This window comes from Mycobacterium sp. NGS39 (assembly GCF_059812765.1).
The window spans coordinates 80,466-103,729 of sequence record NZ_JCALDH010000014.1 but is presented as its reverse complement, the minus strand read 5'-3'; the positions used below and the strand labels follow the sequence as shown (position 1 = coordinate 103,729).

General features: G+C 65.4%; 24 protein-coding genes. 11 read left to right on the top strand and 13 right to left on the bottom strand.

Features of this window, described 5'->3' with window-relative positions; genetic code table 11:
• The first annotated feature begins 6 nt into the window (after positions 1-6).
• The 7 genes from AC5Y39_RS18780 (at position 7) to AC5Y39_RS18750 (ending at position 5,823) form a co-directional block, all read left to right on the top strand.
• Entirely contained in the window at positions 7-1,071 is a 1,065-nt protein-coding gene (locus AC5Y39_RS18780) for a thiolase family protein (protein ID WP_500020660.1), read from the top strand.
• Positions 1,071-2,264 carry a thiolase family protein gene (locus AC5Y39_RS18775; RefSeq protein WP_500020662.1) on the top strand — a complete coding sequence of 398 codons (1,194 nt, stop codon included), beginning with the start codon at positions 1,071-1,073 and terminating at the stop codon, positions 2,262-2,264. The genes AC5Y39_RS18780 and AC5Y39_RS18775 overlap by 1 nt, the downstream gene beginning before the upstream one ends.
• A 5-nt stretch (positions 2,265-2,269) precedes the next feature.
• Complete coding sequence (locus AC5Y39_RS18770; protein WP_500020860.1) at positions 2,270-3,151, top strand: TIGR03619 family F420-dependent LLM class oxidoreductase; 882 nt, start codon at positions 2,270-2,272, stop codon at positions 3,149-3,151.
• On the top strand, positions 3,148-3,549 hold the full coding sequence (locus tag AC5Y39_RS18765; protein WP_500020664.1) for a nuclear transport factor 2 family protein: 402 nt from the start codon (positions 3,148-3,150) through the stop codon (positions 3,547-3,549). The genes AC5Y39_RS18770 and AC5Y39_RS18765 overlap by 4 nt, the downstream gene beginning before the upstream one ends.
• A 53-nt stretch (positions 3,550-3,602) precedes the next feature.
• Complete coding sequence (locus tag AC5Y39_RS18760; RefSeq protein ID WP_500020666.1) at positions 3,603-4,097, top strand: hypothetical protein; 495 nt, start codon at positions 3,603-3,605, stop codon at positions 4,095-4,097.
• A gap of 128 nt (positions 4,098-4,225) precedes the next feature.
• The gene (locus AC5Y39_RS18755; protein WP_500020668.1) at positions 4,226-5,374 is read left to right on the top strand and encodes a 3-ketosteroid-9-alpha-monooxygenase, oxygenase component; all 1,149 of its coding nucleotides are present in this window, start codon (positions 4,226-4,228) and stop codon (positions 5,372-5,374) included.
• Positions 5,371-5,823: a hypothetical protein gene (locus tag AC5Y39_RS18750; protein ID WP_500020670.1), complete on the top strand. Its 453-nt coding sequence runs from the start codon at positions 5,371-5,373 to the stop codon at positions 5,821-5,823. Before AC5Y39_RS18755 ends, AC5Y39_RS18750 begins: the two co-directional genes overlap by 4 nt.
• On the opposite strand, the gene AC5Y39_RS18745 is transcribed toward AC5Y39_RS18750, so the two are convergent.
• The 3 genes from AC5Y39_RS18745 to AC5Y39_RS18735 are packed head-to-tail and all read right to left on the bottom strand — an operon-like array spanning position 5,820 to position 8,881.
• Complete coding sequence (locus tag AC5Y39_RS18745; RefSeq protein ID WP_500020672.1) at positions 5,820-6,968, bottom strand: sulfotransferase family protein; 1,149 nt, start codon at positions 6,966-6,968, stop codon at positions 5,820-5,822. The two genes, AC5Y39_RS18750 and AC5Y39_RS18745, sit on opposite strands and share 4 nt — an antisense overlap.
• Positions 6,965-7,750, bottom strand: a complete 786-nt coding sequence (locus AC5Y39_RS18740; RefSeq protein WP_500020674.1) for an SDR family oxidoreductase — start codon at positions 7,748-7,750, stop codon at positions 6,965-6,967. Before AC5Y39_RS18740 ends, AC5Y39_RS18745 begins: the two co-directional genes overlap by 4 nt.
• A 3-nt stretch (positions 7,751-7,753) precedes the next feature.
• Entirely contained in the window at positions 7,754-8,881 is a 1,128-nt protein-coding gene (locus AC5Y39_RS18735) for a hypothetical protein (RefSeq protein ID WP_500020676.1), read from the bottom strand.
• A 62-nt stretch (positions 8,882-8,943) separates the two neighbouring features.
• Between AC5Y39_RS18735 and AC5Y39_RS18730 the strand changes: the two genes are divergently transcribed.
• Together AC5Y39_RS18730 and AC5Y39_RS18725 are read left to right on the top strand one after the other, a co-directional pair.
• Positions 8,944-9,852: an IclR family transcriptional regulator gene (locus AC5Y39_RS18730; protein ID WP_500020678.1), complete on the top strand. Its 909-nt coding sequence runs from the start codon at positions 8,944-8,946 to the stop codon at positions 9,850-9,852.
• A 62-nt stretch (positions 9,853-9,914) separates the two neighbouring features.
• On the top strand, positions 9,915-10,442 hold the full coding sequence (locus AC5Y39_RS18725; protein ID WP_500020862.1) for a hypothetical protein: 528 nt from the start codon (positions 9,915-9,917) through the stop codon (positions 10,440-10,442).
• 89 nt (positions 10,443-10,531) lie between these two features.
• Here the strand turns inward: AC5Y39_RS18725 and dmpG are convergent, their stop codons facing one another.
• From dmpG to AC5Y39_RS18710, 3 genes are read right to left on the bottom strand one after another with little or no spacing between them, the layout of a single operon-like run.
• Positions 10,532-11,572, bottom strand: coding sequence for a 4-hydroxy-2-oxovalerate aldolase (gene dmpG / locus AC5Y39_RS18720; RefSeq protein ID WP_500020680.1), 1,041 nt, complete (start codon positions 11,570-11,572; stop codon positions 10,532-10,534).
• A complete protein-coding gene (locus AC5Y39_RS18715) occupies positions 11,569-12,486 on the bottom strand; it encodes an acetaldehyde dehydrogenase (acetylating) (RefSeq protein ID WP_500020682.1) in 918 nt (305 codons plus the stop codon). Before AC5Y39_RS18715 ends, dmpG begins: the two co-directional genes overlap by 4 nt.
• A gap of 8 nt (positions 12,487-12,494) precedes the next feature.
• Complete coding sequence (locus AC5Y39_RS18710; RefSeq protein WP_500020684.1) at positions 12,495-13,280, bottom strand: 2-keto-4-pentenoate hydratase; 786 nt, start codon at positions 13,278-13,280, stop codon at positions 12,495-12,497.
• Positions 13,281-13,354: 74 nt separating this feature from the next.
• Between AC5Y39_RS18710 and kstD the strand changes: the two genes are divergently transcribed.
• A complete protein-coding gene (kstD, locus tag AC5Y39_RS18705) occupies positions 13,355-15,037 on the top strand; it encodes a 3-oxosteroid 1-dehydrogenase (RefSeq protein ID WP_500020686.1) in 1,683 nt (560 codons plus the stop codon).
• A gap of 1 nt (position 15,038) precedes the next feature.
• Positions 15,039-15,899 carry an enoyl-CoA hydratase ChsH3 gene (gene chsH3, locus AC5Y39_RS18700; RefSeq protein ID WP_500020688.1) on the top strand — a complete coding sequence of 287 codons (861 nt, stop codon included), beginning with the start codon at positions 15,039-15,041 and terminating at the stop codon, positions 15,897-15,899.
• Between the two features lie 140 nt (positions 15,900-16,039).
• On the opposite strand, the gene AC5Y39_RS18695 is transcribed toward chsH3, so the two are convergent.
• The 7 genes from AC5Y39_RS18695 to AC5Y39_RS18665 all read right to left on the bottom strand — a co-directional run bounded on the left by AC5Y39_RS18695 (position 16,040) and on the right by AC5Y39_RS18665 (position 23,181).
• A complete protein-coding gene (locus AC5Y39_RS18695) occupies positions 16,040-16,591 on the bottom strand; it encodes a hypothetical protein (RefSeq protein ID WP_500020690.1) in 552 nt (183 codons plus the stop codon).
• A 577-nt stretch (positions 16,592-17,168) separates the two neighbouring features.
• Positions 17,169-18,353, bottom strand: coding sequence for a 17-hydroxy-3-oxo-4-pregnene-20-carboxyl-CoA lyase (ltp2, locus tag AC5Y39_RS18690; protein ID WP_500020692.1), 1,185 nt, complete (start codon positions 18,351-18,353; stop codon positions 17,169-17,171).
• The gene (locus AC5Y39_RS18685) at positions 18,353-18,754 is read right to left on the bottom strand and encodes a MaoC family dehydratase (protein ID WP_500020694.1); all 402 of its coding nucleotides are present in this window, start codon (positions 18,752-18,754) and stop codon (positions 18,353-18,355) included. Before AC5Y39_RS18685 ends, ltp2 begins: the two co-directional genes overlap by 1 nt.
• The gene (locus AC5Y39_RS18680) at positions 18,751-19,710 is read right to left on the bottom strand and encodes a bifunctional MaoC family dehydratase N-terminal/OB-fold nucleic acid binding domain-containing protein (RefSeq protein WP_500020696.1); all 960 of its coding nucleotides are present in this window, start codon (positions 19,708-19,710) and stop codon (positions 18,751-18,753) included. The genes AC5Y39_RS18685 and AC5Y39_RS18680 overlap by 4 nt, the downstream gene beginning before the upstream one ends.
• On the bottom strand, positions 19,707-20,870 hold the full coding sequence (fadE29, locus tag AC5Y39_RS18675; protein ID WP_500020698.1) for an acyl-CoA dehydrogenase FadE29: 1,164 nt from the start codon (positions 20,868-20,870) through the stop codon (positions 19,707-19,709). Before fadE29 ends, AC5Y39_RS18680 begins: the two co-directional genes overlap by 4 nt.
• A complete protein-coding gene (locus AC5Y39_RS18670) occupies positions 20,870-21,892 on the bottom strand; it encodes an acyl-CoA dehydrogenase family protein (protein ID WP_500020700.1) in 1,023 nt (340 codons plus the stop codon). The genes fadE29 and AC5Y39_RS18670 overlap by 1 nt, the downstream gene beginning before the upstream one ends.
• On the bottom strand, positions 21,892-23,181 hold the full coding sequence (locus AC5Y39_RS18665; RefSeq protein WP_500020702.1) for a cytochrome P450: 1,290 nt from the start codon (positions 23,179-23,181) through the stop codon (positions 21,892-21,894). Before AC5Y39_RS18665 ends, AC5Y39_RS18670 begins: the two co-directional genes overlap by 1 nt.
• Positions 23,182-23,264 lie beyond the last annotated feature (83 nt).

Here is a 23,264-nt window from a genome sequence, read left to right as displayed (position 1 = left end):
CGGCCCGTGACTGAACGCGACATTGCGGTCGTCGGATTCGCGCACGCCCCGCACGTGCGCCGCACCGACGGCACCACCAACGGCGTCGAAATGCTGATGCCGTGTTTCCACCAGCTCTACGACGACCTGGGCATCACCAAGGCCGATATCGGGTTCTGGTGCTCCGGCTCTTCGGATTACCTTGCTGGACGGGCTTTTTCGTTCATCTCGGCAATCGACTCGATCGGCGCGGTGCCGCCGATCAACGAGTCGCACGTGGAGATGGACGCGGCATGGGCCCTCTACGAGGCCTACATCAAGCTGCTCACCGGCGAGGTCGACACCGCGCTGGTGTACGGGTTCGGCAAGTCGTCGGCCGGCACCTTGCGCCGGGTGTTGGCACTGCAGACCGATCCCTACACCGTCGCACCGCTGTGGCCGGACTCGGTGTCGATCGCGGGACTGCAGGCGCGGCTGGGCCTCGACGCCGGCAAGTGGACCCAAGAAGCGATGGCGCAGGTGGCGCTCGAGTCGTTCGCGGTGGCCCAGCGCACGGATTCCGAGAAGCCGGCGAAGTCGATCGACGAGTTGCTCGCGCGGCCGTTCTTCGCCGACCCGCTGCGTCGCCACGACATCGCCCCGATCACCGACGGCGCGTCGGCGATCGTGCTGGCCGCCGGCGACCGGGCCCGCGAGCTGCACGAAAACCCGGCCTGGATAACCGGATTCGAGCACCGCATCGAGACCCCGGTGCTCGGGGCTCGCGACCTCACCACGTCGCCGTCGACGGCGGCCGCGGCGAAGGCGGCGACGGGCGGTGACGCCGGCGCCATCGAGGTGGCCGAGATCTACGCGCCGTTCACCCATCAGCACCTGATCCTGGTGGAGGCGATCGGGTTGCCGTCGTCGACGAAGATCAACCCGTCGGGCGGGACGCTGGCGGCCAACCCGATGTTCTCCGCGGGTCTGGAGCGTATCGGCTTTGCCGCGCAACACATCTGGAATCGCTCGGCGCAGCGGGTACTGGCGCATGCCACCAGCGGGCCTGCGCTGCAACAGAATCTGGTCGCGGTACTGGAGGGAAGAAACTAGTGGCCGGACAACTGGCCGCGGTGCTGGGCACCGGGCAGACCAAGTACGTCGCCAAGCGTCAGGACGTGTCGATGAACGGCATAGTGCGCGAGGCGATCGACAGGGCGCTCGCCGACGCGGGTTCGACGTTCGACGACGTCGACGCCGTGGTCGTGGGCAAGGCGCCGGACTTCTTCGAGGGCGTCATGATGCCCGAACTGTTCATGGCCGACGCCGTCGGCGCCACGAACAAGCCGTTGATCCGCGTCCACACTGCGGGCTCGGTCGGCGGGTCCACCGGTGTGGTGGCGGCCAGCCTGGTGCAGTCGGGGAAGTACCGCCGCGTGTTGGCGATGGCCTGGGAGAAGCAGTCCGAGTCGAATGCGATGTGGGCGTTGAGCATTCCGGTGCCGTTCACCAAGCCGGTCGGTGCCGGCGCGGGCGGCTACTTCGCGCCGCACGTGCGCGCCTACATCCGGCGATCCGGGGCACCCACGCACATCGGCGCGATGGTGGCGGTCAAGGACAGGCTGAACGGCGCCAAGAATCCGCTGTCACACCTGCAGCAGTCCGACATCACGATCGAGAAGGTGCTCAGCTCCCAGATGCTCTGGGATCCCATCCGGTTCGACGAGACCTGCCCGTCGTCGGACGGCGCGTGCGCATTGGTGATCGGCAACGAGGAGATCTCAGATGCGCGGGTGGCCGACGGTCATCCGGTCGCCTGGATCCACGCGACGGCCCTGCGTACCGAACCGCTGGCCTACTCCGGGCGCGACCAGGTCAACCCGCAGGCGGGCCGTGACGCGGCCGCAGCGCTGTGGAAAGCCGCCGGGATCAAGAGCCCGATCGACGAGATCGACGTGGCCGAGATCTATGTGCCGTTCTCGTGGTTCGAGCCGATGTGGCTGGAGAACCTGGGCTTCGCCCCTGAAGGCGAAGGCTGGAAGCTGACCGAGGCAGGCGAAACCGCGATCGGCGGCCGGCTGCCGGTCAACCCGTCGGGCGGCGTGCTGTCGTCGAATCCGATCGGCGCTTCCGGTCTGATCCGCTTCGCGGAGGCCGCAATTCAGGTGACGGGCAAGGGCGAGGCACATCAAGTGCCCGGCGCCCGTAAGGCGCTCGGACACGCATATGGCGGTGGCTCGCAGTACTACTCGATGTGGGTGGTGGGCAGCGACAAGCCGGCCAGAGCCGAAACCACCGCGGCATGACCCGCATGAAGTACACGTGCAGCATCGCGATGGGTCCCATCGACGAGTTGCTCGACATCGCAAGGACCGCCGAGGAAGTCGGCTTCGACTCCATCGCGCTGCCCGACTCGCTGTTCTATATGGAGAAGCAGTCGGCGGACTACCCGTACACGCCTGACGGCTCGCGGATGTGGGACGAGAACACCCCGTGGGTGGACCCGCTGATCGCGGCGGCGGCGATGGGTGCGGTGACGTCGACGCTGCGGTTCTACACCAACGTGATGAAGCTGGGTTCGCGCCAGCCGCTGCTGCTGGCCCGCCAGGTCGGGTCGGTGGCAAACCTGACCAACAACCGCTTCGGGTTTGGTGTCGGGATCGGCTGGGCACCAGAGGAATTCGAGTGGTGCGGGGTTCCGTACCGCAAGCGGGGCGCGCGCGTCGACGAGATGATCGAAGTGATCAAGCTGGTGCTCGGCGGCGGGATGGTGGAATTCCACGGCGAGTTCTTCGACTTCGGCCGACTGCAGATGAGCCCCGCGCCCACGCAGCCGGTGCCGTTCTACATCGGCGGCCACACCGACGTCGCGCTGAAGCGGGCGGCCCGCGTCGGTGACGGCTGGACCAGCGCGATGATGACGGCCGACCAGATCGCCGAGACCGTCGGCAAGCTCGACGCCTACCGCCAGGAGTACGGCCGCGCCGACACGCCATTCGAGATCCAGGTTGTCTGCATCGACAAGTTCGGGGTCGACGGACACCGCGAACTCGCCGAAATCGGCGTGACAGACAACATCGTCATTCCATGGGTTTTCGAGGGGCTGGGCTTCGACGCGCCGCTGTCGGCCAAACAGGATTCGATGAAACGGTTCGCCGACACCTACATCCACTCGGGATGGCAGGAATCATGACGGCCGCCCACATCGCCGGTCAGCGCTCACGAGATGCGGTGGCGGCCCGCGACAAGCAAGCATGGCTCGACGTATTCGCCGACGACGCGATCGTCGAAGATCCCATTGGCCCGTCCGCGTTCGACCCTGAAGGCAAGGGACACCGGGGCAAGGAAGCCATCGCGGCGTTCTGGGACAAAGCAATCGCTCCCACCGATCGGATCGAGTTCAACTTCGTCGACACGTTCCAGTGCGGCAACGAGGAGGCCAACGTCGGGTCCATCGTGATCACGATGGGTGGTCACCAGATCACCGCCGACGGCGTCTTCACATACAAGGCCGACGACGACGGCAAGCTCGTTGCGCTGCGCGCGTACTGGGAGATGGACCGGGCCGCCAAGACTGCCCGCAAGGTCTAGCGCACCGGTTTGCCGCTCCGACCCGTCAACTGTGGCGCTTGATTTGCCAATGCGTGAAGCGACGCATCATTGCTTCCACGACCGATTTGCTGACGGGTCTTGCCATCGGCCCCTTTGACGGCGCATGCTGTTTGCTAGCACGACGACCGCAGGGGGACGACATCATGGCATCTCGACGGCATGGACGTTGGCTGATGTTTGCGGGGTTGGTCACCGCGGCGACTATGGGAAGTGGCGTGTCGGCCGGGTTCGCCTCCGCGCACCCGGCCGTCGAGGATGCCTGCACCAATGCGCTAGGCACCGCCCTGAGCGGCATCCCCTGGATGCCTGACTTGACCAGCCTGTTCGGCCCCGGCTACACCGGCTCGGGCGTGAACGTCAACAGCGGCAACAACATCTCGATCCAGACCGGACCCAACAACGTGACGCCGAGTCAGGTCTCCAGTGTGGGCAACAACACCAGCACGAATGACAGCGCGACTACCTGCTGCATCAACGGCCGCTGCTGCGTGAGCACCGGCGGCGGCCCCACCAGCTGCACGCCCTGACCGCTACTCGGCAATGGGAGTTCGCTGCGGTGGTCGCATATGCAGCATCGCCGGCCTGCGCTTATTGCATCTGCCTCCGGCAAAACTGTAACGTGTTCTAGTTAGAGAACACGACTGGAGGCGCCGACGTGACTACCGAAGCCGCGGGCTACCGCGAAATCGACTCGGGCACCCTGCCGGACAGGTATGCGCGGGGCTGGCACTGCCTTGGACCGGTCAAGGAATTCACCGACGGGCAGCCGCACGCGATCGAGGCGTTCGGCACCAAGCTGGTGGTTTTCGCCGACTCGCACGGGGACTTGCATGTGCTCGACGGGTACTGCCGACACATGGGCGGTGACCTGACCCAGGGCACCATCAAGGGTGACGAGATCGCCTGCCCGTTTCACGACTGGCGCTGGGGCGGAGACGGCAAGTGCAAGCTGGTGCCGTACGCCAAGCGCACCCCGCGGCTGGCCCGCACCCGGTCGTGGCACACCGACATTCGCAGCGGCCTGCTGTTCGTCTGGCACGACCACGAGGGCAACCCGCCGCAGCCCGAGGTGCGGATCCCCGAGATTCCGGAGTGGGCCAGCGACGAGTGGACGGATTGGCGGTGGAACCGCGAACTGATTCCGTCGAACTGCCGCGACATCATCGACAACGTCACCGACATGGCGCACTTCTTCTACATCCATTTCGGGCTGCCGACGTACTTCAAGAATGTGTTCGAAGGCCACATCGCGTCGCAGTATCTGCACAACGTCGGCCGCCCTGACGTGGATCTCGGCGGTTCCGCCTATACGGAATCCCATCTCGATTCGGAGGCTTCGTATTTCGGCCCGTCGTTCATGATCAACTGGCTGCACAACAACTACGGCGGCTATAAGGCGGAGTCGATTCTGATCAACTGCCACTATCCGGTGACGCAGGAATCGTTCATGCTCCAGTGGGGCGTGATCGTCCAGAAACCCAAGGGCATGGGCGAGGACGTGACCGAAAAGCTCGCCGAGGCAATGACGGTCGGGGTCAGCAAGGGCTTCTTGCAGGACGTCGAGATCTGGAAGAACAAGACGCGCATCGACAACCCACTGCTGGTCGAAGAGGACGGTGCGGTCTATCAGCTGCGCCGCTGGTATCAGCAGTTCTACGTCGACGTCGCCGACGTCACCCCGGAGATGACCGACCGCTTCGAGATCGAGGTGGACACCACCAAGGCAAACGAGTACTGGCAGAAGGAAGTCGAGGAGAACCTGCGGCGCCAGGAGACGCAGAAGGCGGAGCAGAGTTCGACGTGAGTGACGACGCGCAACGTCCCCCGGACGTCGACGAGCTCGCTCGCTCGATGCTGCTGGTGCACGGCGCGCACGACGACGACCATCCGCATCCGTCCGGCGGCGGTGGCGGGCCACGCCCGCAGCCGGTCGTCGACCCGCAGCGGGCAGCGCAGTTGCGTGAAGCGACGCAGCGGGACCGCGAACGTTATCTGACGTGGGGCCTGCAGCCGGTGGATTGCCGGTTCTGTCACGTCTCGGTGCAGGTCAAGAAGCTGGGCCCCGGACACACTGCGGTGCAATGGGATTCGGCTGCCACACAGCGGTGCGCCTACTTCACCGAAGTGCGGGAGTCGGGCGGGATGCCCCAGCGCGCACGCACCTGCCCGAGGCTGGCGGACAGCATCGAGCATGCGATCGCCGAAGGGGTGCTGCCACGCGTCCCCATCGCCCCGCCGCCCGGCGACGGCTAGGTCAGGCCCTCGAACCGGGCCTTGACCTGCTCGGCGGTCAGCCCGTAGTCCTCAAGGGAATACGTGTGTTTCGGTGCGCGCGGCCCTTTCTGACTCTCGGCGTGCATGTGCTGCATCGCCGCCAGCGCTGCGTCGGTGAGCTCGATACCGAAGTAGCGGTAGATGGCCTCGACGGTGCCGATCGGGTCGGTGACGAAGTCCTTGTAGTCGACGTCGTAGAACTGCGCCGGATCATGTTGGGCCCGCACCGCGTTGAACCGCTCGAGACCGCGCGCCCAGGTGTCCAGGGAGTCGGCGCCGATCGTGGCGCCGACGAACGTCGTCGACCAGCCCTCGGTGGCGTGCTCGGCCAGCGAGCACATCGATGCCATCAGCGTCTCCGCCGGCCGATGGCATTGCACCACAAGCGCATCCGGGAAGGTGGCCATCAGCGCGTCGAGTGCATGGAGATGGCTGGGGTTCTTCAGCACCCAGCGCTTGCCGACGTCGTTGAGCCCGATCAATTGCAGATTCTTGCGGTAGCGCCGATACGCCGGTGTCCAGTCCTCCTTCGCCAGCCACTGCGCATACGTCGGCAAGTGCGCGAGCGTCTCGTATGCGACCGCGTGGAGCGACTGCCGCAGCAGCTGCCAGCATTCCTCGACCTCGTCGGCGCTCATGAAGTGCAGGCCCATGAACTCCGGATTCTCGACGTGGTGCTGTTCGAACTGCGCGTTGAGCCGCAGGAACACCGGATTGCTGTCCCACGTTTCGCGCGGCGGCCGGGGCTGCGGATATTCAGCCAGCCACATCTGAATGCCTTGGTGCGACGGGTCGGCACTCAACAGCCGATGCAGTGCGGTGGTGCCGGTGCGTGGCAGCCCGGTGACGAAGATCGGCCGCTCGACGGGCACGTCGACGTAGTGCGGGTACTGTTTCCAGCCTGCCTGAGCCAGCAGCCTCGCGGCAAGCGCGCCACGCAGATACACCCGGCAGATCTTGCTGCCGAACGGCGTCAGACCGGCCTCGCGCCGATACGAGTCGAGAATGACGGCGAGGCCTTCGAGGTAGTTGTCGTCGTCGGGTCCGAAGTCGTCCAGACCCACGAGCCGCGACGCCGACTCCAGTAGATCGTCGACGGTGCCGACGTCAGTGCGCTCGCTCACGCCTTGTACTCCCCGCAGTTCACGTCGAGCGTCTGCCCAGTTATCCCGCTCGACAGGTCACTGGCGAAAAACATGATGGCCGAGGCAACTTCGTCCTCGGTGGGCAGGCGCTTGAGATCCGAGTTCGCTGCCGTCGCGGCATAGATCTGTTCCACCGTGGTGCCGTACTTTCCGGCCTGGTGGGTGAAGTAGCCTTTCAGCGTCTCGCCCCAGATATAGCCTGGCACAACGGAATTCACTCGGATGCCGTTTTCGCCGAGCTCGGTCGCCAGCGACTGCGACATCGCCAGCAGCGCCGACTTCGCCATCTTGTAGGCGCCGTACTTCGCCTGGGAGTGGCGGATCACCATCGAATTGACATTCACCACCGAGCCGTTGGCCTCCGAAAGGGTGGGCGTGAAGCCCTGGATCAATCGCAGTGCGCCCAGCACAGTCAGCTCGATGGCGTCACGGATGTGCTGAAATGTGGTGTCAGCCAACGGCTTCATCGAGGGCACCCGAAACGCGTTGTTGATCAGCACGTCGACCCGCCCGTACGCCGCCAATGCGGCCTCGACGAGGTTCTTGACTTGATCGTCATCGGTGATGTCGGTGGCGACGGCCACGGCGCGGCGGCCGGTGTCGCTGATTTGTTTGGCTACATCGTCGAGTCGTTGCGCGGTGCGCGCCGCCAAGACCAGGTCTGCGCCGCTCTCCGCACATCGCCGCGCGAGCGTGGTACCCAGCGCCGGGCCCACCCCGCTGATGCACACGACCTTTCCTGCCAGCAAGCCTTCGGGCATGCCTCACCCCAGCATTCTCGTGGCGATTGCGTGCTGCCGCTGGGCAATCCGCGCGCGCCACTCTTCGTCGGAAATCTTGTTGTGCTCGTAGTACGGCAACGCCGCCGGCACGTCGTCGACGTTCACCACTTCGGCGGTGGGCCCGTCGGCCTCGGTGAGTTCCCGCGACACCCGCTGCCATCGGAACTGGAGAAAGCCTCTGCGGTGCCCGAGCGTCTCCACCCAATTCGTGACACCGGGTTTGCGGTCGGCGACGACGATCCGGATCTTTCCGTCCGGATCCGCCTGCGCCTGAGTGCCATTCAGCGAGGTCTGGTGGTTGATGTAGTCCAGCGAGATGTACCACATGCTGCCGAGCTGGAAACCGAGGTAAGGCGCGTCGGACACCGGGATCGTGATCAGCAGTGCCTGCTCTGACGTCAAGTCGAAGTGCCCCACCGAGGAATACTGTGTCGCCAAACCACCGGGCGTCAGCCGCGGCGGCGTCAGGGTGTTGACGGGCAGGTTCAAGTAGAACCACTGCGGGAACTGCAGCCAGGTCTTGATTCGGTTCACCAGCTGCTTGCCTGCTGTGGCATAGCGCTTTTCGATCGCCTCGCGGGTCAGCGGCGGCGGCGCGGTGCCCGCGGTGTCGACCCGCTTGATCGCAATCGTGCCGCGCCGTTGCGACCAGTCGCCGTACACCTCGCGCACCACCAGCTGCGCCGGCGTCTTCGGCGTGAAGCGCCATTCGAAGCTGCCGTCGGACGCGATGTCGAGCTCGCGATCGTCGAACGCCGCCTCGCTGACCGGCACACCTTCGTCGGTGTATTCACCGCCGAGCAGCTGGAAACTCAGATCTGTCGTTGTGCCACGCACTCCGGAAACGACGTACTCGTGACCGGCTTGTACACGCGTTCCGAAATACAGCGTGTCCGGGTTGTCCAGACCCATCTTCGTGAATGGCCCTGTGCCGCTGAGGAAGAACGGGTGATCGCGGTCGTAGTGGAACGACACGTGCGTGCACGCGGCGATTCCTTGCGCGAGATATTGCAGACCTTCGAGGAGGTCGGCTTCTGTCTCGATGTGAGGCGCGGCCGCGACGAGCTTTTCCGCCTCGGCGATCGCTTCGGTCAACGGGTCGGTGTACACCGGCCTGAGACTAGAACGTGTTCCAACTTCGCGTCAACATATTGATCCGGTACGGTCCATATATGGACCGACCTACTGCTGAGGCGACCGGGCGGGCGTCGCCACCGACCGAACGGGTGGTGCGCATGCTCGACTTCTTGTCGCGCCATCCGCAGGACCGATTCGGCGTCTCGGAACTGGCCCGGCGGGTGCAGCTGAGCAAGCCCACCTGTCTCGGTATGGTCGCGACGTTGACAGAGGCCGGCTACTTGATCAGAGACGAACGAGACAAGACATACCGGCTGGGCCCGGCGCTGATCACTCTCGGTCACCGCGCACAAGAGGCCATGCGGGTCAGCCCTGCCGCACGTGACGAATTGCGCCGCCTGTCAAGACGATTCGGGACGACCGCAGCGTTGTCGGCGGTGGTCGACGATCGGATCACGCTGCTGGAACTGGTGAGCCCGCCGGGCGCGCGGGTGGGCGTCGAAGTGGGGCAGAGCTATCCGTTCGCGCCGCCGGTGGGGTTGATGTTCGTGCTCTGGGACGACGAAGCCGTCCACGACTGGCTGGCCAAGGAACCGACCATTCCGCTGCGCACCGACACCGAACGGCTGCAGCGGGTGATCGCCGAATGCCGAGCGGACGGCTATCTGGTCGAGCGACTGACGCCCAGCGGGCAGCGGCTGTATGCGCTGATGGCTGGGGTGTCGAACAGCTTGCCCGACGAACTTCGCGCGTTGCTCGGCGAGATCGTGTCCGATATCGGTGAACGGGTCTACTTGCGCAGTGAGAACCCTGGCCGACGGCAGCGCCACGAAATCAGCGTGATCTCCGCCCCGGTGTTCGACCACCACCGGCGGCAGGCGATGGTCGCTTCCCTGCACATCGGCCGGGCACTCACCGACGCAGAGATCACCGAGCGGGCGCGCGGGTTGGTCGCCGCCGCCGACGCGCTGACCGCGCAACTCGGCGGAGTCAAACCCTTCTGAGCACCGACCGAGCTGCTCTACGACGGGTGATCGCCCGGCGTTACCCTGCGTCCGTGTCCGCGATGTCCGCCTTTCGATGTTCACCCAGCCTGATCACTCTGATCACGGTGGGCGTCGTGCTGACCGCGTGCGCACACTCCGCCGAGACACCCGCCACGACGCCGCCTAGCCCAACCAGGTCGACCACGTCGCCCACGTCCACGGTGGTCACTCCGCCAAAGGCGCAGTCCAAGAAGTGGATTGACCTCGACGTCGGCGACTGTCTTGCCGATCCGCCGCCGAACGACCCGAGCGTCGTCGCGGTGACAGTGGTCGACTGTGCGACACCACATCAGGCAGAGGTGTACTTCCGCGGACCGCTGACCGTCGACGCGGCAGTGCCTGAAGTGGCAAACCCCAAGTGCCGCAACGAGTTCGCGGCCTACACCGGGCAGTCACCCGATGTCGGCGGGTTTGCGATCACCTACCTGGTGGACTCCAATCAGGACCGCACGACGTTCGCGCCGACGGCAGGGCCCGCGCCGAGCACGGTGATCTGTCTGCTCGAAGCCGCTAACCCGGGCCCCATGACCGGGTCCGCGCGCCGCTGACGGACCGCACGCTCATCAGCCGCGAAGGTGCGCTGCGGTACGGCCCGTCTCGGTGTGTCGGCGTACAGACACGCGCGCTCGCGGAAGGACTAGACAGCCTGCTCGCGCTTGATTTCGAGGGCGATGTCGATGAGTTGGTCTTCTTGGCCGCCGATGAGTTTGCGCTGCCCTGCGCGGTGCAACAGCTGGTGGGCGGGCACGCCGTAGCGCTCGGCCTGGCGGATCGCGTGCTTGAGGAAGCTCGAGTACACCCCCGAGTACCCCATGATCAAGGCATTGCGGTCGAGCAGGCATTCGGCGGGCATCGCGGGACGCACGACGTCTTCGGCGGCGTCGGCGATCTCGAAGAAGTCGATGCCGGTCTTGACGCCGATCTTGTCGAACACCCCGATCAGCGCCTCCACCGGGGCATTGCCCGCGCCGGCGCCGAACCGCCGGCACGACCCGTCGATCTGCTTGGCGCCCGCGCGCACCGCCTCCACCGAGTTCGCCACACCCAGCCCCAGGTTCTCGTGACCGTGGAAACCCACCTGGGCGTCATCACCCAGCTCGGCCACCAGCGCGGCAACCCGGTCGCGCACTCCCTCCAACACCAACGCACCGGCGGAGTCGACGACATACACGCACTGACATCCCGCGTCAGCCATGATGCGGGCCTGTTTGGCCAGCGCCTCAGGCGGGATCGTATGCGCCATCATCAAAAAGCCGACAGTCTCCAGGCCCCGCTCGCGGGCCAAGCCGAAATGCTGGATCGACACGTCGGCTTCGGTGCAGTGCGTGGCGATGCGGCAGATCGACCCGCCGTTGTCCTGCGCCTCGATGATGTCTTCCTTGGTGCCCACCCCCGGAAGCATCAGAAACGCGATCTTGGCGTCCTTGGCCGTCTCGGCGGCCAGCTTGATCAATTCCTGTTCGGGCGTCTTGGAGAAGCCGTAGTTGAACGACGAACCGCCCAGCCCGTCGCCGTGCGTCACCTCGATCACCGGCACACCAGCAGCATCCAGCGCGGCGACGATCGAGCGCACCTCCTCCTTGGTGAACTGGTGCCGCTTGTGGTGGCTGCCGTCACGCAGCGACGTGTCGGTGATCCGGATGTCCCAAATCGGGTTGAAGAAGACATCGGTGCTCATGCTTGGCCTCCTCGGGCCGGTGTGGACAGCAGCTCCTTGGCGATCTCCTCGCCCACTTTCGTCGCCGCCGCCGTCATGATGTCGAGGTTGCCCGCGTACGGCGGCAGATAGTCCCCCGCGCCTTCCACTTCGATGAAGGTGGTGACCAGCGCTTGACCGCCGGAGTTCAGTGACGGCGGGTCGAACTGCGGCTCGTTGAGCAACCGGTAGCCCGGCACATAGGTCTGCACCTCGGCGACCACGTCGTGAATCGACTGCGCGATCGCATCGGTGTCCGCATCGTCGGGAATCGCGCAAAAGATGGTGTCGCGCATGATCATTGGCGGCTCAGCGGGATTGAGGATGATGATCGCCTTGCCCCGCTGCGCACCGCCGATCACCTCCACACCACGCTTGGTGGTCTTGGTGAACTCGTCGATGTTCGCGCGTGTTCCGGGCCCGGCCGACTTCGACGCCACCGACGCCACGATCTCGGCATACGGCACATCCACCACCCGCGAGACTGCGTAGACGATCGGAATCGTCGCCTGCCCACCGCAGGTGATCATATTGACGTTCGGCGCATCGAGATGCTCGCGAAGATTCGCCGGCGGAATCACCGCCGGGCCCACCGCAGCCGGCGTCAGATCAATCGCGCGGATACCCGCTTCGGCGTACTTGGGCGCGGCCGCCTTATGCACGTAGGCCGAGGTGGCCTCGAACAGCAAATCCGGTTTCTCGTCTCGGGCCAGCAGCCAATCCACCCCCTCATGGGTGGTCTCCAGGCCCAGCCCGCGGGCGCGCTTGAGGCCTTCGCTGTCCGGGTCGATGCCCACCATCCACCGCGGCTCCAGCCACTCCGAGCGCAGCAACTTGTACATCAGATCAGTGCTGATATTGCCGGAGCCGACGATTGCGACGCTTGCTTTGGCCATGGGCACTCCTATTCGAAACTCAATCGCACGGACCCCAGCCCGTCGAACTCGGCGACGAACTGGTCACCGGGCCGGGCATCGATCGCGCGGGTGCACGACCCCGGCAACACGATGTCACCCTTGCGCAGTCGCACACCAAAACTCTCCACCTTGCGAGCCAGCCACGCCACCGCGGTCACCGGATTGCCCAGCACCGCGTCGCTGCGGCCTTTGGCCACCACTTCACCGTTGCGGGTGAGCACCGCGTCGATGTTCTTGATGTCGATGTCGCCGGGCGACACCCGCTGAGCGCCGAGCACGAACCCGGCCGACGACGCGTTGTCGGCGATGGTGTCGCATAGCTTGATCTTCCAGTCCGTGATACGGGTGTCGATCAGCTCGATCGCCGGTGCGAACGCTTCGGTGGCGGCCAGTACGTCGTCTTCGGTGCATCCGGCACCGGGCAGGTCCTCGGCGAGAATGAAGCCGACTTCGACCTCCACCCGGGGGTACAGGTATCCGGTCGCCTTGACGGGCTTGTCTTCGAAGACCTCCATCTCGTCAAGCAAATGCCCGTAGTCGGGTTCGTCGACGCCCATCATCTGCTGCATCGCCTTGCTCGACAGGCCTACCTTGTGGCCGACCACGCGCGCCCCTTCAGCGACGCGCCGGCGGATGTTGATCAGCTGGATCTCATAGGCGTCCACCACGTCTATCGTGGGGTTTCGGTCCGTCAGCGGCGCTATGGGGACCCGGCTGCGCTCTGCTTCAGCCAGGTCGGCAGCCAGTTCGTCACGCCGTTGCGCGCTGAGCATCTTCTGGTCGCCCCTTTGGTCGATCGGCGGGGTCGGTGGCGCCCAGCCGGGCCAATTCTATAACGTGTTCTAGTATGACCGATCAGGAGTACGACGTCGTCGTCGTGGGAAGCGGCGCTGCGGGCATGGTAGCCGCGCTCACCGCCGCCCACGAGGGCTTGTCGGCCGTGGTGATCGAGAAGGCGCCCCACTTTGGCGGCTCCACCGCTCGATCCGGCGGAGGCGTCTGGATCCCCAACAACGAGGTGCTCAAGCGCGACGGCGTCACCGATACGCCCGAAGCCGCCCGCACATATCTGCACACGATCATCGGCGACGTCGTCGAGCCCGAACGCATCGACACATACCTGGACCGAGCGCCGGAGATGTTGTCGTTCGTGCTCAAGCACACGCCGCTGAAGATGTGCTGGGTACCCGGCTATTCGGACTACTACCCGGAGGCTCCCGGTGGACGTCCAGGCGGCCGCTCGATCGAGCCGAAGCCGTTCGACGCGCGCAAGCTGGGCCCCGACGAGCCATATCTCGAGCCACCGTACGGCAAAGTTCCGATGAATGTCGTTGTGATGCAGCAGGATTACGTGCGACTCAACCTGTTGAAGCGCCACCCGCGCGGTGTGCTGCGCAGCCTGAAGGTCGGCGCTCGGACCATGTGGGCCAAAGCGACGGGCAAGAACCTGGTCGGAATGGGACGCGCGCTCATTGCGCCGCTGCGGATCGGGCTGCGCGACGCCGGTGTGCCCGTGCTGCTCAACACGGCGCTGACCGAGTTGTACGTCGAGGACGGTGTGGTGCGCGGCGTGTATGTCCGCGACACTACTGCCCCCGAAAGCGCAGATCCGCAACTCATCCGGGCGCGACGCGGGGTGATCCTCGGCTGCGGCGGCTTCGAGCACAACGAACAGATGCGAGTCAAATACCAGCGGGCACCGATCTCAACCGAGTGGACCGTGGGCGCGAAGGCGAACACTGGCGACGGCATCCTGGCGGCCGAAAAGCTCGGTGCAGCACTGGAATTGATGGAAGACGCCTGGTGGGGGCCGACGGTGCCGCTGGTCGGTGCGCCGTGGTTCGCGTTGTCCGAACGCAATTCGCCGGGCTCGATCATCGTCAACATGGCCGGCAAGCGGTTCATGAACGAGTCGATGCCGTATGTCGAGGCATGCCACCACATGTACGGCGGCGAGTACGGGCAAGGGCCCGGCCCCGGTGAGAACGTGCCCGCTTGGCTGGTGTTCGACCAGCGCTACCGCGATCGCTACATCTTTGCGGGGTTGCAACCCGGACAACGCATCCCGAAGAAGTGGCTCGAGTCGGGTGTCATTGTGACCGCCGATACCCTCGACGAGTTGGCACAGAAGGCCGGGTTGCCGGCCGACGCCCTGAAAGCGACGGTCGAACGGTTCAACGGGTTCGCGCGGTCCGGAGTCGACGAGGACTATCACCGTGGGGAAAGCGCCTACGACCGCTACTACGGCGACCCGACCAACAAGCCGAATCCCAACCTCGGCGAGATCAGCCACCCGCCGTACTACGCGGCCAAGATGGTGCCGGGCGACCTCGGCACCAAAGGCGGCATCCGCACCGACGTGCACGGCCGTGCGTTGCGCGACGACGGCAGCGTCATCCCGGGCCTGTATGCCGCCGGGAACGTCAGCGCGCCGGTGATGGGTCACACCTATCCGGGACCGGGTGGCACGATCGGTCCGGCGATGACGTTCGGGTACCTGGCCGCACGGCACATCGCCGGAAAGGACTGAGATGCCGATCGATCCGTCTGTTGCCATCGGCGCGGAACTGCCACCGGCCGAATTCAGCTGGACCAGTAGCGATGTGCAGCTGTACCACCTTGCGCTGGGCGCCGGCGCGGACCCGATGAACCCACGTGAGTTGAGTTATCTGGTAGATAACACCCCGCAGGTGCTGCCGACGTTCGGCAATGTCGCCCAGAGCTTTCATCTCACCGAGCCGCCGACCGTGCCGTTCCCGGGCATCGACATCGAGCTCGCCAAGATCCTGCACGGCGCCGAATCGGTGACCGTCGCCGGCCCGCTGCCGCCATCCGGCACAGCCCGCAGCACCAGCCGCGTCGTCGACATCTGGGACAAGGGCAAAGCCGCGGTGATCCTGACCGAGTCGACGGTCACTACCCTCGACGGCACGCCGCTGTGGAGCACCACACGGTCCATCTTCGCCCGCGGCGAGGGCGGTTTCGGCGGCGAACGCGGTCCGTCGCTGTCGTCCGCGCCGCCGGACCGGCCAGCTGATCAGGAGATCCCGCTGCCGACGCTGCCGCAGCAGGCGTTGCTGTATCGGCTCTGCGGCGACCGCAATCCACTGCATTCCGATCCCGAATTTGCCGCGGCAGCGGGTTTTCCGCGACCGATCCTGCACGGTTTGTGCACATACGGCATTGCGTGCAAGGCGATCGTCGACGCGTGCCTGGACAGCGATGTCGGCCGGGTGCGGTCCTACGGCGCCCGTTTCGCCGGCGTGGTGTTTCCCGGCGAGATGCTGCGCGCGCGGATCTGGGAGGAGGACGACCGACTGGTCGCCGTCGTCACCGCGCCCACGCGCGACGACGAGCCGGTCCTCTCCGGCGTGGAACTGGTTCCGGCATAAGCACTTTCACCGACGGCCCGGCTTGAGGCCTGCCGGAGCTGCGCCGCGGCTGTCGCACAACGCACTGGGCCGCCGGCATGGTGCCGACGGCCCAGTGTGGGTCGCTCCTGCCCCCTCGTCAGGAAGCGAGTCTCAGCCGATCAGCCGGCGGCTCCCGCAGCGACCGAACCGACAGTGGTCGGGCTGTCAGTTGTGGTGCTGGTGTTGTTGCCGGTGTTGGACCGCTGGCCGCCCAGGTTCCCGTTCGCACCGAACACACTGAACTGAGTGTTGATGTTGTTGCCGGACAAGAAGTTCACCGTGTTCGGGCTGTTCGACCCCGTGTTGTTGGCGAATCCGAAGCTCGGGAACGAGAACGGGTTCGGGTTGGCGGCGACGCAGGTCGTCCCGCTGCCGGTGGTGGTGCTGCTGTTGTTTCCGGTGCGTGAACGCTGACCGCCGTTGAGGTTGGCCCCGAGGCCGCTGCCCTGGAAGTTGAAGTTGTTGCCCGAGCCGATGTTGAACGTGTTCGGGCTGTTCGAACCGGTGTTGCTGAACGCCGAGATCCCGTTGCCGCAGGCGGCGTTGGCTTCGATCGGGGCGGCCGCGGTCGACAGCGCGACGCCGCCGAGGGTCAGTCCACCGACGACCAGGCCGCCGCCGAGGGCGCGGGTCAGGGTGATGTGCTTGCGTGCGATCCGGTGCTTGCTCATTGTGGTAGCTCCTTTTGCCTTAATGTGAGCAGCCTTGACTAAGCCGGGATTCGGCCGGCTTCGATAACGGACGAGAAACAGTTGGCGGATGCCAGATCAATTTGCGTTGCTCTGTGATGAGCGCCGAGCAAATCAGTGACGCATCGGCGGCGCCCGACCGGGTAGTGACCGTCGGCGCCTTGCATCGGCCCTGCCTGTGAGCATTTCGACGGCCCCTAACCCTTGGTCTGTGGCCCTCCGGTGAGAGCCCCCCGGTAACTGCTGAGCAAACGATATGGCTTTGCTGAGTCTTGTGTCAAGCATCACAAACGATCGAGTTCAGCGAATCACGATTTGATCACCAGCAAACCTATTGACGCTACTGTCAGGATCGCGTTACGGATTCCGTTGCACACTGGCAAACACTCATAAAGCCGCAGGTAAGGGACTTACATGGGGATTGATCTTGAAATTGCCTGTGAGCGCAATGCGGGCAGCCCGCCAGCTGAGTCCGCTCGCTACGGATCCCAGCAATTGAGGATGTGCTCGCGGCAACGGACACGTAGCACTGCCTCAAGCGGTGCGAAATGTTGCTGAATTAACCCAGGATCAGGCCGGAGGTGGGCACGCCCGTGCCCGCGGTGACGAGAACGTGCTCGACATCTGGCACCTGGTTGACCGAGGTGCCGCGTAATTGGCGCACGCCCTCCGCGATGCCGTTCATGCCATGGATGTAGGCCTCACCGAGCTGGCCGCCGTGGGTGTTGATCGGCAGTCGGCCGCCGATTTCGATTGCGCCGTCGGCGATGAAGTCCTTGGCTTCGCCCCAGCCGCAGAACCCCAACTCCTCCAGCTGAATCAGCGTGAACGGCGTGAAGTGGTCGTAGAGGATCGCCGTTTGGATGTCGGCGGGCTTCAGCCCGGACTGCTGCCACAGCTGTCGCCCCACCAAGCCCATCTCCGGCAGGCCGTCGAGTTCGTCGCGGTAGTAACTGACCATCGTGTACTGGTCGGGGCTGGAGCCTTGAGCGGCCGCCTCGATCACTGCAGGTCGATGCTTGAGGTCCTTCGCCCGATCCAAAGACGTCACCACGATCGCCACCGCACCGTCGGTCTCCTGGCAACAATCCAGCAGCCGCAGCGGCTCGGCGATCCACCGCGAGTTCTGGTGATCCTCGATGGTGATCGGCTTCTGGTAGAAGTACGCCTTGGGGTTCTTGGCCGCATGCTTGCGGTCGGCCACGGAGATCGCACCGAAGTCGCGGCTGGTGGCCCCCGACAAGTGCATGTAGCGCTTGGCGATCATTGCCACCTGTGCTGCCGGCGTCGACAGACCGTGCGGGTAGGAGAACGAATTGTCCACTCCGGTGGAATCGGCGTTTTCGGTCAGCCGGGTCTGCACCTGCCCGAACCGCATGCCGGAGCGCTCGTTGAACGCCCGGTAGGCCACCACGACGTCGGCGACGCCGGTTGCGACGGCCATCGCGGCCTGCTGCACGGTCGCGCATGCGGCGCCGCCGCCGTAGTGGATCTTCGAAAAGAACGTCAGCTCACCCATTCCCGTCGCGCGGGCGACGGCAACCTCGGTGTTGGAATCCATCGTGAACGTCGTCAGCCCGTCGACGTCTGCAGGCGTCAGCCCGGCGTCGTCGAGCGCGTCGAGCACCGCCTCTGCCGCCAATCGCAATTCGCTGCGTCCCGAGTTCTTGGAGAAGTCGGTGGCGCCGATCCCGACGATCGCCGCTTGCCGGGACAGGGGGGACCGCCCGCTTGCGGGGGACATCACGCTCCTCCTACAGCCAACTTGACGGTCGCGATCACGTGGTCGCCTAAGCTGTTGCGGCCCAACACCTTAACGGTGACCAGCCCGTCTTCCACCGCTGTCACCTCACCGGAGAACGTCACGGTGTCGTAGGCGTACCACGGCACACCCAGCCGCAGGCTGATCGACTTGACCAACGCCGACGGGCCGGCCCAGTCCGTGACGAACCGCTCCACCAGTCCGGTGTCGGTGAGGATGTTGACGAAGATGTCCTTCGAGCCCTTGGCCTGCGCCTTGTCGCGGTCGTGGTGGACGTCCTGGAAATCCCGCGTCGCCAGCGCGGTCGAGATGATGAAGGTGGGGTCGCCGTAGAGCTTCAGCTCCGGCAGCCTGGTGCCGACTTCCACAGTTGGCGCACTCATGCGGCCGGCTCCCACGCGTACAGCGTCCACGCCGGCCCGGCATCGCTGGCCGGAAAATCGAGATACGTTGCGCGCACGGGCATTCCGACTTCCACCGCCGACGGGTCGACGTTGCGCAGCTCGCCGAGCATCCGCACTCCTTCCTCGAGTTCGACAAGCGCGATGACGAACGGAAGCGTCCGGCCCGGGACCTTGGGGGCATGGTGCACCACGAAGCTGAACACGGTTCCCTTGCCGCTCGCGACGACGTAGTCGGTGGGTGCCTCTTTGTCCTGCCACACCGCAGGCAGCGGCGGGTGCTGCAAAGTGCCGTCGGGCTTGCGCTGGATGCGAAGTTCGTGCTCCTTGACGCCGTCCCAGAAGAACTGGGTGTCGCGTGACACCGCCGGGCGCATCAACGCATCGGGGTCCAGGTCCTCAGGCACCTCGCTGGCCCGGTCGCGGTCCTTGGGGCGGAATTTGAGGATGCGCCAATTCATTTCGGCGACGTCCTCGTCACCGACCTGCCAGGTGATCCGCTGGTTGATGAAGTAGCCCTCGCCCAGCGCGGTTCGCTTCGGCCCGATCACGTCTGTCAGCTCGGCGGTGACACTGACCCGTTCACCGGGCTGCAGGTAGCGGTGGTAGGTCTGCTCGCAATTGGTGGCCACCACACCGACGTAGCCGGCGTCGTCGAACAAGTTGATGATGCGGCCCAGCGGGTCGTCGTCGGGACGCTGCCCGCCCAGACCGAACATCGTCCAGACCTGAATCATGGCCGGCGGGGCCACGATCCCCGGATGACCGGCCGCCCGAGCTGCCTGCTCGTCGACGTAGATGGGGTTGCGGTCGCCGATCGCCTCGACCCAGTTATTGATCATCGGCTGGTTCACCGGGTCGCGGGCGACGCGCGGCTTGCTGCGCCCCGAGGCTTTGACCTGTTCGACAGCCGCCGCGATGTCCTCGTGCCCGCTCACCTCGGAACCCTCGGCACCTTCAAGCCCGACGCCGCGATCATTTCTCTCATCACTTCGTTCACGCCTCCGCCGAACGTGATCACCAGGTTGCGCTTGGTCTGCTGGTCCAGCCAATAGAGCAGATCCGCGGTGTCGGGCTCGGCGGGGTTGCCGTACTTGCCGACGATCTCCTCGGCGAGCCGTCCGATGTATTGAATACGTTCTGTGGCAAACACTTTCGTCGCTGCCGCATCGGCCACGTCGATGGTCTCGCCCGCCGCAGCCACCTGCCAGTTCAGCAACTCGTTGATACGCCAGGTCGCGCGAATCTCGGCGAGCGCGCGCCGCACGTCGTCGTGGTCGATCGGCGTGACTCCGTCACCGCCGGGTTTGGCCGCCCAGGCATGCACGCGGTCGTAGATGCCGGCGAACTTGCCGGCCGGCCCCAGCATCACCCGCTCGTTGTTGAGCTGGGTGGTGATGAGCCGCCAGCCACCGTTCTCCTCGCCCACCAACATGTCGACCGGGACGCGCACGTCGTTGTAATAGGTCGCGTTGGTGTGGTGGGCGCCGTCGGACAGGATGATCGGCGTCCAGGAGTAACCGGGATCCTTGGTGTCGACGATCAGGATCGAAATGCCCTTGTGCTTCACCGCATCCGGATCGGTCCGGCAAGCCAGCCAGATGTAGTCGGCATCGTGGGCGCCGGTGGTGAAGATCTTCTGACCATTGACGATGTACTCGTCGCCTTGGCGAACAGCGGTGGTGCGCAGCGACGCCAAGTCGGTGCCGGCCTCGGGCTCGGTGTAGCCGATCGCGAAATGAACCTCGCCGGCGAGGATAGCGGGCAGGAACTTCTTCTTCTGCGCCTCGCTGCCGTACACCTGCAGCGTGGGTCCCACCGTCTGCAACGTCACGGCCGGCAGCGGCACATCGGCACGCTGCGCCTCGTTGACGAAGATCTGCTGTTCGATGGGCCCAAAACCCAAGCCGCCGAACTCTTTCGGCCACCCGACGCCGAGCTTGCCGTCCTGGCCCATCCGGCGGATCACGGCGCGGTAGGCCTTACCGTGCCGGTCATTCTCCATCTCCTCGCGCTCTTCCGGCGAAATGAGATTCGAGAAGTATTGCCGCAGTTCGGCTTGCAGCTGCCGCTGCTCGGGAGTCAGGTCGACGAACATTACGCTCCCACGCTTTCCAGACCCGAAAGGACATCGAGACGATGCGACGGGCCGCCCAGCAAGCGGGTCAGGTCCTTGATCGTCGAGTAGTACCGCGGCATCGGGTAGGTGATGTCCATACCCATCCCGCCGTGCAGGTGGTGACAGATTTGCATGACCCGCGGCGCCTGAGAAGTCAGCCAGTAACCGAGCACAGCGAGGTCGTCGTCGGCGTCACGCCCCTCGGACAGCCGCCAGGCCACCGACGTCGACGCCAAATCGATGGTGCGTGAAGCGATGTACACCTCTGCCAACTGCGCGGCGACGGTCTGGAACGTCGACAGCGGCTTGCCGAATTGCTGACGGGTTCCGACGTAGTCGGCGGTGAGCCGCAGCGCCCCGGCGACCAGACCGGCCGCGTACGCGCCGATCATCGCCAGCGCCAACTGGTTCAAGCGCTGCACAGCCGCGCCCTCCAGAACGTCTTCGGATGCGACCGCGACGTCGGAGAACGTGACCACATACTCGTCGCTGCCGTTGGACGTCCGCGTCTCGACCAGCTCGACACCCTCGGCCTTCGGTGACACCACGACCACCCTGCTGTCGGTCGTCACGATCATCCAGTCGGCCTGTTCTGCGTACGGCACACCGATTTTGGTGCCGCTCAACTTGTTGTTGGCGAACGTGGTCGCCGGCCGGTCCGGCAGTGCCGCGCCCGGCTCGTTGAGCGCCGCGGTGAGCAAGGCGCCTTCCGCAACACCGGCCAGGTACCGGTCCTGCTGCGCGTCGGAGGCGAGGTCGAGCAGCGGCACCACCGCCAGGCCGAGCGTCGCCAGTGCGGGACTGATGGTGCCGTGGCGGCCGATCTCGGTAAGGGCCGTCGCCACCTCAGCCAGGCCCACCCCGTCGCCGCCGAGACGCTCGGGCACGGCCAGCGCCGTCACGCCGCCGGAAATCAGTGCATCCCAACTGTTTTCGCGGTCCAGGATAGCGCTGACGACGTCGACCACCGCCTGCTGGGCGGGTTCGAGCGTGAAGTCCATCAGACGGCGCCCGTGTGCGTCGGCGACGCGCCGGCGGCCGTGTGATCCACCGGGCACTTACCCGTGTAGTCGACCTGCCAGTGCTTGATCCCGTTGAGCCAGCCGGACCGCAGCCGGTCCGGCGCGGACAGCGGCTTCAGATCGGGCATGTGGTCGGCGACCGCGTTGAAGATCAGGTTGATCGTCATCTTGGCCAGGTTCGCGCCGATGCAGTAGTGCGCGCCGGTACCGCCGAAGCCGACATGCGGGTTGGGCTGGCGCAAGATGTCGAATTGATGCGGGTTTTCGAACACTTCTTCGTCGAAATTGGCTGAGCGGTAGAACATCACGACCCGCTGCCCCTTCTTGATCTGCACCCCGGACAGCTCGGTGTCCTCGAGCGCGGTGCGCTGGAACGCGGTCACCGGGGTTGCCCAGCGCACGATCTCGTCGGCCGCGGTTTCGGGGCGCTCCCGTTTGTACAGCTCCCACTGGTCCGGGTTCTGCGAGAACGCGATCATGCCGTGGGTGATGGAGTTGCGGGTGGTCTCGTTACCGGCCACCGAAAGCATGACGACGAAGAAGCCGAATTCGTCGTCGGAGAGCTTCTCTCCGTCGATGTCGGCCTCGATCAGCTTGGTGACGATGTCGTCGCCCGGGTTTTTGCTACGTTCCTCGGCCATCTTCATCGCGTACATGATCAGCTCGGCCGACGACTGCGCGGGATCGATGTGGGCGTACTCGGGGTCCTCGTTGCCGGTCATCTCGTTGGACCAGCGGAAGATCTTGTCCCGGTCCTCCTGCGGTACGCCCAGCAATTCGGCGATCGCCTGCAGCGGCAGCTCACACGAGACCTGCTCGACGAAGTCGCCGGACCCCTGCGCGGCCGCGGCCCTCGCGATGTTCTGCGCACGGCGATCGAGCTCATCGCGCAGTCGGCCGATCGCCCGCGGTGTGAACCCGCGAGAGATGATCTTGCGCAGCCGGGTGTGGTGCGGGGCGTCCATGTTGAGCAGGACGTTGCGCTGCAGGTCGATCGCCTCGCGCGTCATCTCCTGAGGCCAGACGGGGATCGCCCCGTTCTGCCAGCTCGAGAAGACGTCGCTGCGCAGCGACACCTCCTTGACGTCTTTGTGCTTGGTGACTGCCCAATAGCCGGCGTCCCGGAAGCCACCGGTGCCGCCCGGCACCTCGACCCAGTGGACAGGCTCCGCCTTGCGAAGTTCGGCCAGCTCAGCGACGGGAAGCCCCTTGACGTTGACATCCGGGTCGAGGAAGTCGAAGTTGGGGGGCAGGTTGGGGCAGGACATCCGCACTCCTTACTGCAACGTGTTCTAGTGCCATTGAAACACGCCTCATACGCAGATCAAAGGCACCGTTGCAAGGCGGCTTG